The organism is Bacillus lumedeiriae, assembly GCF_044891285.1.
GTDB lineage: Bacteria > Bacillota > Bacilli > Bacillales > Domibacillaceae > Pseudobacillus > Pseudobacillus lumedeiriae.
This window is the reverse complement of record NZ_JAUIYO010000001.1, coordinates 616,948-633,442: the sequence shown is the minus strand read 5'-3', so window position 1 is coordinate 633,442 and position 16,495 is coordinate 616,948. Positions and strand designations below refer to the sequence as shown.

17 protein-coding genes are annotated in these 16,495 nt (G+C 42.6%); 15 read left to right on the top strand and 2 right to left on the bottom strand.

Annotation, left to right across the window (positions count from 1 at the left end; translation table 11 throughout):
• Nucleotides 1-183 precede the first annotated feature (183 nt).
• The gene (locus QYG89_RS03235) at nt 184-960 is read left to right on the top strand and encodes a phosphotransferase (protein WP_404314473.1); all 777 of its coding nucleotides are present in this window, start codon (nt 184-186) and stop codon (nt 958-960) included.
• Nucleotides 961-1,027: 67 nt separating this feature from the next.
• Complete coding sequence (gene trmB, locus QYG89_RS03230; protein WP_404314471.1) at nt 1,028-1,669, top strand: tRNA (guanosine(46)-N7)-methyltransferase TrmB; 642 nt, start codon at nt 1,028-1,030, stop codon at nt 1,667-1,669.
• A gap of 249 nt (nt 1,670-1,918) precedes the next feature.
• On the opposite strand, the gene QYG89_RS03225 is transcribed toward trmB, so the two are convergent.
• Nucleotides 1,919-2,557, bottom strand: a complete 639-nt coding sequence (locus tag QYG89_RS03225) for a YhcN/YlaJ family sporulation lipoprotein (RefSeq protein ID WP_404314469.1) — start codon at nt 2,555-2,557, stop codon at nt 1,919-1,921.
• Nucleotides 2,558-2,721: 164 nt separating this feature from the next.
• Between QYG89_RS03225 and QYG89_RS03220 the strand changes: the two genes are divergently transcribed.
• A complete protein-coding gene (locus QYG89_RS03220; RefSeq protein ID WP_404314467.1) occupies nt 2,722-3,576 on the top strand; it encodes a YtnP family quorum-quenching lactonase in 855 nt (284 codons plus the stop codon).
• Nucleotides 3,577-3,712: 136 nt separating this feature from the next.
• Here the strand turns inward: QYG89_RS03220 and QYG89_RS03215 are convergent, their stop codons facing one another.
• A complete protein-coding gene (locus tag QYG89_RS03215) occupies nt 3,713-4,033 on the bottom strand; it encodes a hypothetical protein (RefSeq protein WP_404314465.1) in 321 nt (106 codons plus the stop codon).
• A gap of 153 nt (nt 4,034-4,186) precedes the next feature.
• Between QYG89_RS03215 and QYG89_RS03210 the strand changes: the two genes are divergently transcribed.
• The 12 genes from QYG89_RS03210 to ccpA all read left to right on the top strand — a co-directional run bounded on the left by QYG89_RS03210 (nt 4,187) and on the right by ccpA (nt 16,477).
• Entirely contained in the window at nt 4,187-5,260 is a 1,074-nt protein-coding gene (locus QYG89_RS03210; protein WP_404314463.1) for a M42 family metallopeptidase, read from the top strand.
• Nucleotides 5,261-5,306: 46 nt separating this feature from the next.
• Complete coding sequence (locus tag QYG89_RS03205; protein WP_404314636.1) at nt 5,307-5,825, top strand: DUF84 family protein; 519 nt, start codon at nt 5,307-5,309, stop codon at nt 5,823-5,825.
• Nucleotides 5,826-5,900: 75 nt separating this feature from the next.
• Nucleotides 5,901-6,917 (top strand): PTS transporter subunit IIC, encoded by a 1,017-nt coding sequence (locus tag QYG89_RS03200; RefSeq protein WP_404314461.1) that lies wholly within the window; start codon nt 5,901-5,903, stop codon nt 6,915-6,917.
• 1 nt (nt 6,918) lies between these two features.
• Nucleotides 6,919-7,230: a thioredoxin family protein gene (locus QYG89_RS03195; RefSeq protein WP_404314459.1), complete on the top strand. Its 312-nt coding sequence runs from the start codon at nt 6,919-6,921 to the stop codon at nt 7,228-7,230.
• Nucleotides 7,231-7,314: 84 nt separating this feature from the next.
• Entirely contained in the window at nt 7,315-8,127 is an 813-nt protein-coding gene (locus tag QYG89_RS03190) for a DUF1444 domain-containing protein (protein WP_404314457.1), read from the top strand.
• Nucleotides 8,128-8,283: 156 nt separating this feature from the next.
• Nucleotides 8,284-10,794 carry a DNA translocase FtsK gene (locus tag QYG89_RS03185; RefSeq protein ID WP_404314455.1) on the top strand — a complete coding sequence of 837 codons (2,511 nt, stop codon included), beginning with the start codon at nt 8,284-8,286 and terminating at the stop codon, nt 10,792-10,794.
• A gap of 143 nt (nt 10,795-10,937) precedes the next feature.
• A complete protein-coding gene (gene murC / locus QYG89_RS03180) occupies nt 10,938-12,242 on the top strand; it encodes a UDP-N-acetylmuramate--L-alanine ligase (RefSeq protein WP_404314453.1) in 1,305 nt (434 codons plus the stop codon).
• A gap of 206 nt (nt 12,243-12,448) precedes the next feature.
• Entirely contained in the window at nt 12,449-12,931 is a 483-nt protein-coding gene (locus QYG89_RS03175) for a DUF948 domain-containing protein (protein ID WP_404314451.1), read from the top strand.
• A gap of 26 nt (nt 12,932-12,957) precedes the next feature.
• Nucleotides 12,958-13,617 carry a YtxH domain-containing protein gene (locus tag QYG89_RS03170; RefSeq protein WP_404314449.1) on the top strand — a complete coding sequence of 220 codons (660 nt, stop codon included), beginning with the start codon at nt 12,958-12,960 and terminating at the stop codon, nt 13,615-13,617.
• 110 nt (nt 13,618-13,727) lie between these two features.
• Nucleotides 13,728-14,048, top strand: a complete 321-nt coding sequence (gene ytxJ / locus QYG89_RS03165; RefSeq protein WP_404314447.1) for a bacillithiol system redox-active protein YtxJ — start codon at nt 13,728-13,730, stop codon at nt 14,046-14,048.
• A gap of 284 nt (nt 14,049-14,332) precedes the next feature.
• On the top strand, nt 14,333-15,409 hold the full coding sequence (locus QYG89_RS03160) for a bifunctional 3-deoxy-7-phosphoheptulonate synthase/chorismate mutase (RefSeq protein ID WP_404314445.1): 1,077 nt from the start codon (nt 14,333-14,335) through the stop codon (nt 15,407-15,409).
• Nucleotides 15,410-15,481: 72 nt separating this feature from the next.
• Complete coding sequence (gene ccpA / locus QYG89_RS03155) at nt 15,482-16,477, top strand: catabolite control protein A (protein ID WP_404314443.1); 996 nt, start codon at nt 15,482-15,484, stop codon at nt 16,475-16,477.
• Nucleotides 16,478-16,495 lie beyond the last annotated feature (18 nt).

Here is a 16,495-nt window from a genome sequence, read left to right as displayed (position 1 = left end):
AGTGGAAATCAACAGGCTAGTTTAACAATGCGTAATGAATAAGAAATATAAGGCTTTTGGATTTAGCTTTGGCGTGTAGCTTCGGATACTATCGGCTTGACTTAAGCTTATCACTGATAGGTGGATGTCTTTGCGCTTTTCTTATTCACGAAATGAGCCAAACAAAGATGAAGGTGACTAACGGTGGAACACTTACTTGGACAAGATTGGGAAATCACTCCGGCCGGCGGAGTAACAGGACAGGCCTACATAGCTAAACATGATGGGCAGCAATTATTTTTAAAAAGAAACTCTTCTCCTTTTTTGGCGGTTCTATCGGCAGAGGGAATTGTACCAAAGCTGATCTGGACAAGGCGGCTTGAAAATGGAGATGTGATCACGGCCCAGCATTGGCTTAAAGGCCGGGAACTTGTTCCGGCGGAGATGAAGCAAAGCCGGGTGGCCAGATTGATGAGTAAAATTCATTCTTCCCAGCCGCTGTTGTCCATGCTTGAACGGCTTGGTAAAAAGCGAGTGTATCCGGAGATGATGATGATCGAGATCGAAAAGCGGCTTGATGAGGAAGCTAAGAATCATCATGATATTCGAAAAACTATCTCGTTTCTTCATAGTTATCTTTCAGAAATTGGGCACGGAGAATATGTTGTTTGCCACGGAGACATTAATCATAATAATTGGCTGTTGTCTGATGAAAACGAATTATATTTAATCGACTGGGACGGAGCGATGATTGCTGATCCGGCGGTTGATCTAGGAATGATGCTATATAAATACATTGAAGAAAATAAACGGGAAAGCTGGCTTGCTCAGTATGGCTTGGCCTATACACCGCATCTTGAATTGAGAATGAAGTGGTATGGACTGGCGCAAACGCTTTTAGAAATACAGTGGAATAAGGAAATTGGCCGCCTTCGGGAAATGAGAGAAGGCCTTTTCGATCTTCCGCAGATTTTGTCTTAATAGCTGTTGCATGTCTGCAGTAAGCATGATATGGTTTGAACGAAAAATTTTTTAATGAGGTGCCGATATGCGACTAAGACATAAACCTTGGGCCCGAGAGAAAATAGAGGCCCATCCACAATATATCGTTCCCACTCCAGAAGACTATCAAGGGAACTGGAAAGAAGTATTCAATAATAACAATCCTTTGTATATTGAAGTAGGTACAGGCAAAGGCCAATTTGTTACAGAGATGGCGAAAGCCCACCCTGATATTAATTTTATCGGTATCGAGCTGTATGAAAGTGTAATTATCACAGCATTGGACCGGCTCATTGAAGCAGAACTTCCAAATGTGAAGTTGTTGAATGTGGATGCGCGAAACTTGTCTCAATATTTCACTAAAGGAGACGTCAGCCGTGTATATTTGAACTTTTCTGATCCGTGGCCGAAAACCCGCCATGAAAAACGCCGCCTGACATATCAGACGTTTTTAAAGATGTATGAGGATATCATGCCAGATGGCGGGGAAATTCATTTCAAAACAGACAATCAAGGGCTGTTTGAATTTTCTTTGAAAAGCTTTTCCGCTTATGGAATGCTGCTGACATTCTTGAGCTTAGATCTGCATAACAGTGACTTTGAAGGCAATATTATGACAGAATATGAAGAGAAATTTTCAGCGAAAGGCCAGCGGATTTACCGGGTTGAAGCAAAATATCGCTCATAGGACGTGCTATACATCAATGAGACTGACCCAAAAGGTCGTTAAAAACGACTTTTCAGGGTCAGTCTTTCTTTAGTTTTTAACAACGTTCAAACGATTATTTTTCACTGGGTTGAATTGTAGTGGAAGGCGAAGCGCCCGGAACGGAAATGAACGAACAAGTTTAAATAACCATGCAAGGATGCCCCTAAAAGTTATATTTTGGGGGCATTCTCAATAAGTTAATCGATAGATACTTTTACTTGTTAAAGCTTAACGGGCATTTGGAAATACTCTCCGAACGGTTTCGTTAAACTCCGTGAATAGTCCTTCTACTGGATGACCTTCATTAATTTTGTTTCCATACCCGGTCATTCGTTCAACGAAATCCGGGTTTGTTGATACATACACATGGTTAACACTTGGATCTGCTTTTCTTACTTGATCAGCGATTTTCTTTTCCATTTTGCTTGTAAGACTGCCTTCTGTTCCGTCACTTAAAACGACAGCAGTATACGCATTATGATCAGTTACAATTACGTTGGCCGAGCGCACTCCTTTTAGCGATACGACTCGATCCGCAGCTTCATTAGCTACTTTCATTCGAGATTCGTTATTATTACGTACATTTACATTATTGTTATTGCGTAAATTCACGTTATCATCATTAAAATCATGCATGCCATTTCGATGATCGACAAGGTCGTTATCACCCAATCCATTTCGAATATCGACACGATCATTATTATTGAATTCATTTTGATGATCAACGAGACCATCGTTTGGGTTGTACCGTACATTACGAATATCATTATCCCGTTCGGTTACTGTGTTATTTCCAGGAAAAGCATTACAACCGAATAGGAGGGCGATTGGCAAAACAGCGACTGTTAAACGTTTTAATTTGACCATGATGATCTCTCCTTCTGTTGATGTACAAGTGTTAACATGAGCAAATTATTATTTTTTTATTCGTGAATTTAATTATTTGGTCTGTTGATAAAAATGGGTCTATAGAATAGCCTTTTGAATACATGATATAATTGGATCTATATAGATAAAGGGGAGAATGGCAGATGGAGACGCTGAAAGTGGGAAGTTTGACGTTGACGTGGTTAAATGGCGGGGTGACAAACATGGATGGCGGCGCTATGTTCGGTGTTGTACCGAAACCGCTTTGGTCGCGTAAGTATGCTCATAATGACAAAAATCAAATAGAACTGCGGACGGATCCGATTTTTTTTCAGCTTGAGGGGAAAAATATTCTTATTGAATCAGGAATCGGCAATGGGCGGCTAACAGACAAGCAAAGGCGCAATTATGGGGTAGAAGAAGAATCAAAAGTGGAGGCGTGCTTACAACAGATGGGGTTGACGCCGGAAGATATTGATCTGGTTCTCATGACGCATATGCATTTTGATCATGCTCTCGGTTTGACGAAACAGATAAATGAAAAGCTTACACCTGCTTTTCCGAATGCAGTCATTTATACATCAGAAGTAGAGTGGGAAGAAATGAGACATCCGAATATCCGGTCAAAAAATACGTACTGGAAGGAAAACTGGGAAGCGATTGAGCATCAAGTAAAAACGTATAAGTCAGAATGCGAACCAGTCAAAGGTGTAAAAATGATTCATACGGGGGGACATAGCAGCGGTCATTCAATCATTACCGTGAAAAATGGTAATGAATGTTTAATTCATATGGCAGATCTTATGCCGACACATGCTCACCAAAATGTCTTGTGGGTGCTCGCATACGATGATTATCCAATGGACTCGATTGCAGCTAAACAAAAGTGGCTGCCTAAAGGAATGGCGAAGGGAGCCTGGTTCTTATTTTACCATGACGCAGTGTACAGGGCAGTGAAGTGGGATGAGAATGGTGAAATGATTGATTTCGTGAAAAGAGAAAAAAACACAGCAAAATAGTAAAGCAGTTCGTTTATATCTATGTCCTTTACTGCTCTTGTATAGCGGGGAGGAGTTTATCTATCATTTACGACAGGGAAAAGAGGTTGACTCAAACTAGTCTAATGATGTGATTATAAGTCAACCTCTTCGTTTATTAGTATGTCTTATATACGTCCATAATGGCTCCGGTTTTAGAATCAGCGATAAATTCGAACTGTTCTCTTTTCTGACCGATTGTGCGGGACACGCCGCCTTTGTAGATTAATTTGTTCATGCCCGTTTTCTTTAATGTTTCCGGTTTCATTTTTACCCAGGAACCATCAATGGCACCTTCCGTTTTAAATGCGTCTTTTACTTCTTTTAATGCTTTCTCGGCTGAAACGTATGTAGCTTTTGATAAGTTTTGTTGTACGAGTAAAGCTCCGGCCGCTCCGGCTGCTGCTCCTAGAATAAATGTGCTCCACTTGATGCTCATTTTCTTCACCTCTATTTTAGTAGAATAATATAAGTATACATCAATTTAAAAGATGCTGAAACTTCTGTCTTCTATGTTCAATAATTTGTCATGAACTTACTGGAAAGCTAGTCCAACTTTCTGTAAGATGTAGGTAAAAAAGGGAGGCACATAATGAATAAAGAAACGATGGAACTCTTTAAAACGTTAACAGAACTGCCTGGCGCATCGGGAAATGAGCATGACGTGCGACGATTCATGCGTGCGCAGCTAGAGCGTTATGCGGATAATATTATCCAAGATGGGCTCGGCAGTATTTTTGGTGTGAAGAAAGGGAAGGAAGATGGTCCTGTCGTGATGGTCGCCGGCCATATGGATGAAGTTGGCTTCATGGTGACGCAAATTACAGATAACGGCATGATTCGTTTTCAGCCGCTTGGCGGCTGGTGGAATCAAGTACTCCTTGCCCAGCGGGTGCAGATTATGACGGACGATGGCCCAGTGATCGGTGTGATCGGTTCTATTCCTCCCCATTTATTAAGTGAAGAACAGCGTAAGAAGCCGATGGAAATAAAAAATATGCTTATTGATATCGGTGCTGATGATAAAGAAGATGCAAAAAGAATTGGCATTAAGCCGGGACAGGCAATTTTACCAGTGTCCGCTTTTACACCGATGGCGAATGAGAAAAAAATTCTTGCTAAGGCATGGGATAACCGTTATGGATGCGGGCTCGCGATTGAACTGTTGAAAGAGCTAAAAGATGAAACAGTTCCGAACATTCTTTACTCCGGAGCAACGGTGCAGGAAGAAGTTGGTCTGCGCGGTGCTCAGACAGCAGCTGAAATGATTCAGCCAGATATTTTCTATGCTCTTGACGCAAGTCCTGCTAATGATGCATCAGGTGATAAAAATGAATTCGGCCAAATCGGTAAGGGGGCTCTTCTTCGTATTTTTGACCGTACAATGGTGACCCATCGCGGCATGCGCGAATTTATCCTTGATACTGCAGAGAGCCATCATATTCCGTATCAATACTTTGTGTCACAAGGCGGAACGGACGCAGGTCGTGTTCATACTTCCAATGAAGGGGTGCCGAGTGCAGTGATCGGTATTTGTTCCCGCTATATCCATACGCATGCTTCCATTATTCACGTTGATGATTACGCGGCAGCAAAAGAGTTGCTCATACGCCTCGTAAAAGCGAGCGATCAAGCGACCGTTGCTTCAATAAAGGCGGGAAGTTGAGAGAAGAGCACAATATTTGAAGGGGAACAAAGAAAGAAGGGATCACTTGAAACTCGCTATCGGTTCATTAAATAAAGCAAAGAAATTAGCTGTGGAACGAGTGGTAAAAGAAGCAGGGCTGGAAATGGACATAGTGACACTTTCTGTTCCGTCTGGTGTCAAAGAGCAGCCATTTTCCGACGAAGAGACGAGGTGGGGGGCAATCAACCGGGCAACACGTGTTTTAAGTGAAGGCAACGCTGATATTGGCATCGGTCTTGAAGGAGGGGTAATGGAAACAGCAGAGGGACTATTTTTATGCAATTGGGGAGCACTTGCTGTAAAGAACCAGCCGGTTATGACAGCCGGGGGTGCCAGAATCCTGCTGCCGCAAGAAATAGCCGATTGCCTTCGGAGTGGTGAGGAACTGGGTCCAGTGATGGATCGATTCACCACTCGGGAAGGCATTCGTCATTCTGAGGGAGCCATTGGTGTTTTCACGAACGGTCTCGTTACGAGAGACGAAATGTTTGTACATGTAGCGAAATTGTTACTCGGTCAATTTTTGTTGAAAAATAACAGATAGCCTCTTCATCTGTCGTAGAAACAAGTATATAATTGTCTTTACACCAGTAAATAAAAGGTGTAAGGAGGAAGAGGGATGAAAGCATATTTACAGAAAAAAGGTGTGACGCTGTCACCGAAAGTATATTTTGTAGATGCGCTTAGCTTCATGGCGCTCGGGCTGTTCAGCTCGCTTATTATTGGATTGATTATTAAAACAATCGGCCAGCAGTTTGCTGTTCCTTTTCTCATAGAAATGGGAGAACTGGCGATGGGTTTAATGGGGCCGGCCATTGGAGTAGCTGTCGCTTTTGGCTTAAAAGCTCCCCCGCTTGTTCTTTTTGCAAGTGCCGTGACGGGAGCTGCGGGCGCGGCACTTGGCGGTCCAGCCGGCAGTTACATAGCAGCTCTTTTAGGTGCTGAAATCGGCAAAGCATTAAGTGGAACAACAAAGGTAGATATTATCGTTGCGCCATTCGTCACGATTGCATCTGGCTATACGGCAGCTGCCTTTTTAGGACCGGGCATTGCTGAGTTTATGAAATGGTTCGGAAGCTGGATCAGCTGGGCCACTTTGCAGCGGCCGATTACGATGGGCATTTTAGTGGCTGTATTAATGGGACTCGCCCTTACCGCTCCAATTTCGAGTGCGGCCATTGCTATGATGCTCGATTTAAACGGTCTTGCTGCAGGAGCCGCAACGATTGGATGCAGTGCGCAAATGATTGGTTTTGCTGCAGCCAGCTGGCGTGAAAATAAATTTGGCGGATTTATCGCTCAAGGACTCGGTACTTCCATGCTGCAAGTACCGAATATTATTCAGCACCCGCTCATACTTATTCCTCCGACCATTGCCGGTGCGCTTTTGGCGCCCATTGGTACAACGATATGGCCAATGATGAATAACGCCGCAGGTGCTGGAATGGGGACATCAGGATTTGTCGGGCAAATCATGACTTTTTCTGTTATGGGCTTTGAAGCAAGTGTCTTGATGCAAGTCTTTCTGCTTCATTTTGCCGGTCCGCTTGTGATAAGCTTAGTGATATCAGAAGCGATGAGGAAAAAAGGCTGGATTCAGCCAGGACAGATGACGATCTCGACAGGAGGGAAATAAAATGAAGAAGTTAACATCAATGGACGAGTTTCAGCAGATGAAAGAATCAGGAAAGCATCTCTTTTTGTTTTCTGCTGACTGGTGCCCGGATTGTCGGGTTATTGAGCCGGTTCTGCCTGAAATAGAAGAGAAATACAATGATTATACATTTGTCTATGTGGATCGTGATGATTTTCTTGATTTATGTATAAATATGGACATTTTCGGTATTCCGAGCTTTATTGCATTTGAAAATGGCCAAGAGCTTGGCCGCTTCGTCAGCAAAGATCGAAAGACGAAAGAGGAAATTGAACAATTTATTGAAAAGCTGTAAAATTGAACGTCTGGTTTGTCGGCCGCTTCTTGTATGTGTGAGGAGAATATCGACAGCCAGGCGTCTTTGTTGAGGAAGGAGAGGATGTTTGTGGATTCAACAAAGCTAAAACGTATTCTTGAAGAACGTTTGCAAAAGGATAATCGCGCCTTTATATTTAACCGTGAAAAAGACGAGCTGCGGATTGAAAATAAAGAATCGGAAAAAGGAATTACCGTTTCCTTGCCCGGAATTATAGCTAAATGGCACGAGAAAAAAGAAAAAGCGATCGATGAGGTTGTTTATTATGTGGAAGAAGCGCTGGCAGTGATGGGAGCAGATCATTCACTGTTGGATCAGGAAAAACATATTTTTCCTGTTATTCGTTCCACTTCTTTTCCAAAGGAGACCACAGAAGGTGTACCGTTCTTTATAGATGAACATACGGCAGAAACGCGTATTTATTACGCATTGGATCTTGGCAAAACGTATCGCCTGATCGATGAGAGATTAATGAAAAAAGAGAATTGGACGGAAGAGCGTATTCGTGAAATGGCGCGTTTCAATCTTCGTTCTTTATCAACGGATATGAAGAAAGACGAGGTTTCCGGCAATTTGTTTTATTTTCTGAATACAAATGACGGGTATGATTCCAGCCGTGTGTTGAATGAAAAGTTTTTAAAAGAAATGGCTGAGAACATCCAAGGTGACATGACAGTGTCTGTGCCGCATGGCGATGTGCTCATTATTGGTGACATCCGGAATGAAACGGGTTACGACATACTCGCCCAAATGACGATGAGTTTTTTTGCCGGCGGTCATGTCCCCATTACAGCTCTCTCCTTTATTTATGACGAAGGGCATCTGGAGCCGATCTTTATTATGGCTAAAAATCGACCCGCTGAAAGAAAAAATTAAATAATCTCTAGGAAAAGTTCTGAAAGCGGATCGCCGCTTTCAGCTTTTTTTATGGCTGGCGGTTCGAAAGGCTCAATTGTTGCGATTCACTATCGTAACAATGAAAAAAACTGTTAAAATAGGAATGAACTTTTAAAAAAAGAAAGAGTGATTTTAATGAGTTTTTTCAAAAAAATAATAGGATTATTTCGCGAAGAAATAGATGATGAATTCGAACAGTATGATGAACCGCTAAAGCATAAAGAGACGATTTTACAGCGGACGGATGAGCAGACAATGCTTCATTCCGTTCATGGGCGTACCCCTGATACACAGGAAATGGAAACGAGAGTAACGTACCGCTATCCATCACAGGAATTGTTGCCTCGGAGACATCATGAAACACCGCCGCGGCCGCGCCGGGAAAGGCGTTCAGATAGACAAGCTGTTCCTGATACCCAGGAGAAGCACGGAGAATATAGATACGTACAAGAGGAGGTGGTCCCTCCTGTAAAGCCGGTAAAAGCTTCACCAGCTTACAAACTGTCTCCTGGGCCATTTAAGCCGACAGAAATTCCGTCTCCTGTATATGGTTTTCGAAAGCGTCCTTTAAACGAAACAAAAAATATTGAAAAATGGATAGACAACGAAGATCAGCTGGATTCCCTGCTTTCGCCAGTGCTTGAACACGAACCGGATTCGACGGGCATGGCTATTGAGAAACAGGAAGAAGTGATCGTTGCTCCTTCTAGTGTTTTTGAAAAAGAAGAGTCCGTACCTGAGCCGTCAAATGAAGAACCGCTTTTGTTGTTTAAGGTGGAAGAAAAGAAAAAAGTATTTGATGCGGAAGCCATGCCATCCTTTAGGGCGGAAGAGGAATCAGCTGCAGCAGTGATTGAAAAAGAAGAACAGCCTGTTGTAGATCCTCCGCTTCAAGAAGAGCCCATTGTACAGGTGGAGATGGAAGAAGAAATAACACCTCAGGAAAAATATAAAGAAGAACTCCCAGAAGAGAAAAACGTCCTTCAGACAGAGGAAAGCAGACCGAAACGAAGACAAACACCGTTTAATGTCGTGATGTTAAAGAAAGACCGTGAAGCTTGGGAAAAGCGGGAGAAAGGGTCTTCTCAGCCATCTGTACAGCTTGTTCCTGCTGAGGAAGAAGCTCCTGTCGGCTGTCTTGATTTAGAACCGGAATACGTTTCGGAGCAGACAAAGAAACAGGAAGAACCAGAACAAGAAATGGCTTACGGGGCCGAACCAGACTACTACGTGTTTCCTTACGAAACGTACTTATCGCCGCCTATAGTAAAAGAAACAGAAGGGGAATGGGTAGAATCACAAAGCGAAGTGCTGAATGAAACGTTTAAAAACTTTAACGTAAAAGCTGCTGTTGTGAATGTCACTGTCGGCCCATCTGTGACAAGGTTTGAAGTAGAACCGGAACGAGGGGTAAAAGTAAGCAAAATTACCAATTTAACCGATGATATTAAACGGAGTCTCGCTGCCCGCAATCTTCGTATTGAAGCACCTATCCCCGGGACGCAGGTCATTGGAATTGAAGTTCCGAATAAAAAGAGCAGGCCTGTACAAATTAGTGAAATTATCTCTAGTTCAGTATTTAAGGACCATTCTTCTCCACTCACGTCAGCATTAGGACTCGATATATCTGGAGAGCCAGTTGTACTTGATTTAAAGAAAATGCCGCATGGCTTAATTGCCGGTGCGACAGGATCGGGAAAAAGTGTTTGCATTAACTCCATTCTTGTCAGCCTTCTATATAAAGCAGCCCCGCATGAGTTAAAGCTGATGCTCATTGATCCGAAAATGGTCGAACTTGCGCCTTACAATGGCATTCCTCACTTAGTGAGTCCTGTCATTACCGATGTGAAGGCAGCTACAGCTGCGTTAAAGTGGGCGGTGGAGGAAATGGAGCGGCGCTATGAATTGTTTGTTCACTCTGGTGTTCGTGATATTACGAAGTACAATGAAAAAGTAAAAGAGAATGGGCAAAAAAGCCAACATTTGCCTTATATTGTGATTATTATTGATGAACTGGCCGATTTAATGATGATGTCACCGGCTGATGTAGAAGAAGCGATTTGCCGGATTGCCCAAAAAGCACGGGCATGCGGCATTCATTTAATTGTCGCGACACAGCGTCCTTCTGTGGACGTCATCACAGGGTTAATCAAAGCGAATATTCCGACGAGAATTGCTTTTTCTGTCTCATCACAAGTGGACTCGCGGACGATCATCGATACAGGGGGAGCGGAGAAGCTTCTAGGCCGAGGTGATATGCTGTTTTTAAACAATGGGGCATCTGAAACGGTTCGTTTGCAAGGTACATTTGTTTCCGATGATGAAATTGATACAATCGTTGCACATGTAAGAAAGGAGCAGGAGCCGCAGTACTTGTTCCAGCAAGAGGATCTGCTGCAAAAAGCGGCACTGTCTGAAACAGAAGACGAGTTGTTTTTGGAGGCGTGTGAATTTGTTGTTCGTCAGGGGGGGGCGTCCACTTCACTGTTACAGCGCCACTTTAAGGTGGGCTACAATCGAGCGGCCCGGTTAATTGAAATGATGGAAACACAGGGGCTGGTATCCGGCCAGCGGGCTGGCAAACCGCGGGAAGTGCTCATGACAGAAGAGGAGCTGCATGCTCTTAATGAATCGAGTATGAGTTGAAAACTTAAAATACCTTTTTATCCGAATAAAGAAGTGTTATAATATTTCAATGTAAAACGCTAACTGTCCGTCGTCTATAAAAGGGCAAAATGGCTTAAGATACATATAATGCTTACGGATAGACGAATGCTGGAGGTTCTATTATGACGATATACCACTTTGTTGGAATTAAAGGCTCGGGAATGAGCGCCCTTGCACAAGTGCTTCACGACCAAGGTGAACAAGTGCAAGGCTCCGATGTTGATAAATCTTTTTTTACACAGAAAGCGCTGGAGGAAGCGGGAATCCCTATTCTTTCGTTTCGGCCGGATAATATTCAGCCTGGCATGACTGTCATTGCGGGGAATGCCTTTCCTGATGACCATGAAGAGATCCAACGGGCAAACGAGTTGCAGGTGCCTGTTATCCGCTACCATCGTTTCCTAGGAGACTTTATGCAAGGCTTTACGAGCATTGCTGTAACAGGTGCTCATGGAAAAACATCGACTACTGGTTTGCTAGCCCATGTAATCAGCGGTGCAAAGCCCACTTCCTTTCTAATTGGAGACGGTACGGGAAAAGGAGAAAAAGGAGCAAAATACTTTGCTTTTGAGGCGTGTGAATACCGCCGTCACTTCTTATCGTACGACCCTGATTACGCGATTATGACGAATATTGACTTTGATCATCCGGATTACTTTAAAGATGTAGAAGATGTCTTTTCTGCTTTTCAAGAAATGGCATTAAAGGTTAAAAAAGGGATTTTTGCATGTGGAGATGACGAACATTTGCAAGGTATTCATGCAAAAGTACCTGTCGTCTTTTACGGATTTGCGGAGGAAAATGATTTCCAGGCACGCAATATCCAGCACGATGCAACAGGCACGATATTCGATGTGTTCGTCCGCCATACATTCTATGCTACATTTAAAATTCCGTCATTCGGAGACCATAACATATTAAATGCACTTGCTGTCATCGCCCTTTGTCAGTATGAAGAAATCGATACAAGCATTGTGCAAGAGCGTCTGCTTACGTTCGGAGGAGTGAAGCGGCGTTTCTCAGAAAAAGTAATGGGTACGCAGATACTGATTGATGATTATGCCCATCATCCAACGGAGATCAAGGCGACGATCAATGCAGCGCGCCAAAAGTATCAGGATCGGGAAATTGTTGCTATTTTTCAGCCTCATACCTTTTCAAGAACACAGACCTTTTTAGATGATTTTGCGGAAAGTCTTAATGGGGCAGACTCTGTTTATTTGTGTGATATTTTTGGCTCTGCCCGTGAACATCAAGGAACACTGACTATTGAAGATTTACAGAAAAAAGTTCCTGGTTCTGTTTTATTGAAAGAAGGAGACACGGCATCCTTATCACAACATAAAAACGGAGTGTTGATTTTTATGGGGGCGGGAGATATTCAAAAGTTCCAAGCCGCGTATGAAAACTACTTAAATGAAGAATAATAAGGAAATGACGGCTGTCATTTCCCTACCCGCTGTCGGAGAAATTCTTCGGCAGTTTTTTCTTGGTTTAGCACTAAATGTGAATAATTTATACTTTTTTCACAAATAAGAAGGAAAAATAGGGATTTGAGAGAAGTTAAAGAGTGTTTATTCCTTTATTTACAGGGTAACTTTAGTGTATAACAAGTTGGAGGAGGTGTTCCAGAATGGAAGTTATTCTGTATGTGAGTGCTTTAGTAGCAGCGCTTGCTTTTTTAATTCTTGTGTTAAATTTGTCCAAAACGTTGAAGTCAGTAAACAACACATTGGACAGCCTGGCCCGTACGATAGACAGACTGGAAGGACAACTACAAGGGATTACATCAGAGACGACGGAATTACTACATAAGACGAATGCACTTGCGGAAGACGTTCAGCATAAGACTGAACAGTTGAATGCAGTCGTGTATGCTGTGAAGGATGTAGGTACCACTGTCCAGAACCTAAATCAGTCTATCAATAAAGTAACAACAACTGTTGCTTCACAGATGGAGAAAAACCAGCACAAAATTTCTCAAGCTGTACAATGGGGAAATGTAGTAAAACAGCTCATCGGCAAATTTAAAGATGACCAGACGCAAACGGTGAAAGCGGGAGCGTTGTCTCCTTCTGAACCAGTTGTGCCCGTGACTCGCCAGCCGAACCATTAATTAATGAATGAAGGGGAGAGATCGAGATGGAAAAAACGAAAAAGCCAACTGTAAAGTATGATAATTATGAAGCGGGCAATAATTATGATGATAGCAGCATTAATACGAAAGATTTTCTAATCGGTGCATTAGTAGGCGGATTAGTCGGTGCTGCTACTGCTTTATTTACGGCGCCAAAATCCGGTAAAGAGCTGCGTGGTGACTTTAATTCACAAACATATATGTTGAAAGAACGGGCATGCGGCTGGACAGAAATGGCAAAAGAAAAAGGAAACAGCTTTGCCTCTGCAGCCAAAGATAAAACAGTTACCCTGTCCCAGTCCGTTCAAGAACAATCTAGTGTGTTAATGGATAAAGTGAAAACAATCATGCCATCTGGAAGCAATACAAGTGCTCAAGAAGCAGGCAGCACACCGGATAAGGCTCAAGAAACAGCAGATCCTGTTTCTCAAAAGCTGGAAGAAACGAAAAAAGCGTTTGAACAAACGGAAAAAAGCTTGGATCAAGCAAACCGTTCAGCTGTTCCATCCGATTCCAAGCCCGCATCTCCTTCCTCTGCCAATCGGGATCAAGCAGAATCTAATGAAGAAGAGAAAGAGGCTGTCCCAGTAGCTGTAGGAGCTGCAAATCAAAATAGTACTGTTAACAGCAGCAGAAAAAATAACAATAAAAAGAATAATAAATAATAAGAGTTTTTCATAGACTTTGTGTATTATCCGGAACAGCGGGACAACCCGCTGTTTTTTGGATCAAAAATTCTTTTATTTACTAAGTTCAAACTAGAAAGGTGATTCTTGTGGAAAAGGTTCATTTAGTTGCCGATTTTGAAAAATTGATGGAAGAAAATAAGCGTTTCTTTTTTTTGAAACATAGCACGACTTGTCCTGTGAGTGCTAGCGCGTTTGCTGAATACGAGGCTTTTTTGGATGAACACCCGAATGAAAAAGGCTATTATTTAGCGGTACAGGATTCAAGAGAGCTGTCTAATTACATTGCAGAAAAATACAATGTTATTCATCAATCTCCTCAAGCCTTTTTGTTTGAGAATGGACAGCCTGTCTGGCATGAGTCACATTGGAAAATCACGGGGGAGCAGCTAAAACAAGCAGGTTTTTAATCCTGTGAAGTCTATAGAAAAGGAACGGCCGAAGAGGAAGAATGAAGCCTTTTTAGCCGTTATTTTTCACTTTTTTACTTTAACGCTTAAAAGCGTCTAATAAATAAAGAAAAATATTCGTGACATTTCAGAATGTTTGTTTTATAATAATCCCTAATATTACAAATGATTGTTTCTCTCTTGTACCACTCTTTCAAATGACGAAAGATGGACGCTCAAATAGAGAAAAATAACAGTTAATGATTAGGAATTGTAGACACCATTAAAGCGGAAGGATGATGATTGTGAGTAACCAAGGATTAGATCAGTTAAGACAACGTGTTGACGAAATAAACGTAGAACTTCTAAATCTTATTAGTGAGCGTGCCGAGCTTGTACAGGAGATTGGGCGTGTGAAAGAAAAACAAGGTGTCAATCGTTACGATCCTGTCCGCGAAAGAGCAATGCTGAATGGGATTGTTGAAAGCAACAACGGTCCGTTTGAAAATTCGACGATCGAGCATTTGTTCAAGGAGATTTTTAAAGCAGGATTGGAATTACAGCAAGACGATCACCGCAAAGCACTTCTTGTTTCCCGTAAGAAAAAGCCAGAAGACACAATTGTTGACATTCGCGGCGAAAAAGTGGGAGACGGTGTACCAACATTTGTATTTGGACCGTGTGCAGTAGAGTCTTATGAACAAGTAGCAGAAGTGGCACAGGCCATTAAAGATAAAGGATTAAAATTAATCCGCGGAGGCGCATTCAAACCGCGTACTTCTCCATATGATTTCCAAGGTCTTGGCGTAGAAGGCTTGAAAATCTTAAAGAAAGTGGCAGATGAGTACAACCTTGGAGTTGTGAGCGAAATTGTAAATCCAGCTGATGTAGAGCTTGCTTGCGATTACATTGACGTGATTCAAATCGGTGCCCGCAATATGCAGAACTTTGAGTTGTTAAAAGCAGCCGGTGATGTGAAAAAACCGGTATTATTAAAACGAGGTCTTGCTGCAACCATTGAAGAGTTCATTAATGCAGCGGAATACATTATTTCCCGCGGAAATGATCAAATTATCCTTTGCGAGCGCGGCATCCGCACGTACGAGCGTGCTACACGCAATACACTAGATATTTCAGCTGTACCGATTTTAAAACAGGAAACTCACTTGCCGGTTCTTGTTGACGTTACACATTCGACAGGACGCCGTGATTTATTAATTCCAACAGCAAAAGCAGCACTTGCTATTGGAGCGGATGGAGTAATGGCTGAGGTACATCCAGATCCAGCAGTAGCCCTTTCTGATTCTGCTCAGCAAATGAATTTGCAACAATTTAATGAATTTTACAGTGAAGTTCTTCGATCTATTCCTGTAAAAGCGTGACTCCTGTGTATTCACAGGAGTTTTTTTTGTTAAGATAGAGATAGATGCTAATGTGAAGGAGAAGAGATAAAAATGAATGTAACGATCTATGATGTAGCACGAGAAGCAAGTGTTTCTATGGCTACCGTTTCCCGTGTAGTGAATGGAAATCCAAATGTGAAACCAGCTACACGAAAAAAAGTGCTTGAAGTAATTGAGAGGCTGGGCTATCGTCCAAATGCAGTTGCCCGCGGACTTGCTAGTAAAAAAACGACAACGGTCGGTGTCATTATCCCTGATATCTCAAATATTTTCTATGCGGAGCTTGCGCGGGGCATTGAAGATATTGCGACAATGTATAAATACAATATTATTTTAAGCAACTCTGACCAAAATGCAGATAAAGAAATGCGCTTAATCCATACAATGCTTGGCAAGCAAGTAGACGGACTTGTCTTTATGGGCGGACAAATTACAAAGGAGCATGTGGAAGAATTTGAACGTTCTCCTGTTCCTGTTGTGCTGGCAGGCTCTGTAGAATCCGCAGGCCGTATTCCATCCGTTAATATTGATTACAGGGAAGCAGCAGTGGATGCCGTTAGTATGCTGGCGGAAAAAGGTCATCAACATATTGCTTTTGTTGCCAGTCCATTGCATGATACGACCAATCAACACGCACTAAACGGTTATAGAGACGCACTTGCCTCGTTCGATTTGCCGGCAGCGGATGATCTCCTTGTGGAAGGGGATTATACGTATGATTCTGGAATCGAAGCGTGGCACAAACTTCAGGAGGCGGAAGTAAGACCGACGGCTGTGTTTGTCAATAATGATGAAATGGCTCTCGGTGTCATTCATGGCGCTCAGGACAGCGGTGTGAACATTCCAGAGGAACTTGAGGTAATCAGCTTTGACAGCTCTAGACTCGCTTTGATGGTGCGGCCACAGCTGACATCTGTCGTGCAGCCTCTATATGATATTGGGGCTGTTGCTATGAGATTATTAACGAAATACATGAATAAAGAAGAAGTTGAAAGCCCAAATGTTGTCCTGCCTCACCGAATTGAAAAAAGAGGGTCAACAAAATAACCTTTCCTCCGATACTAA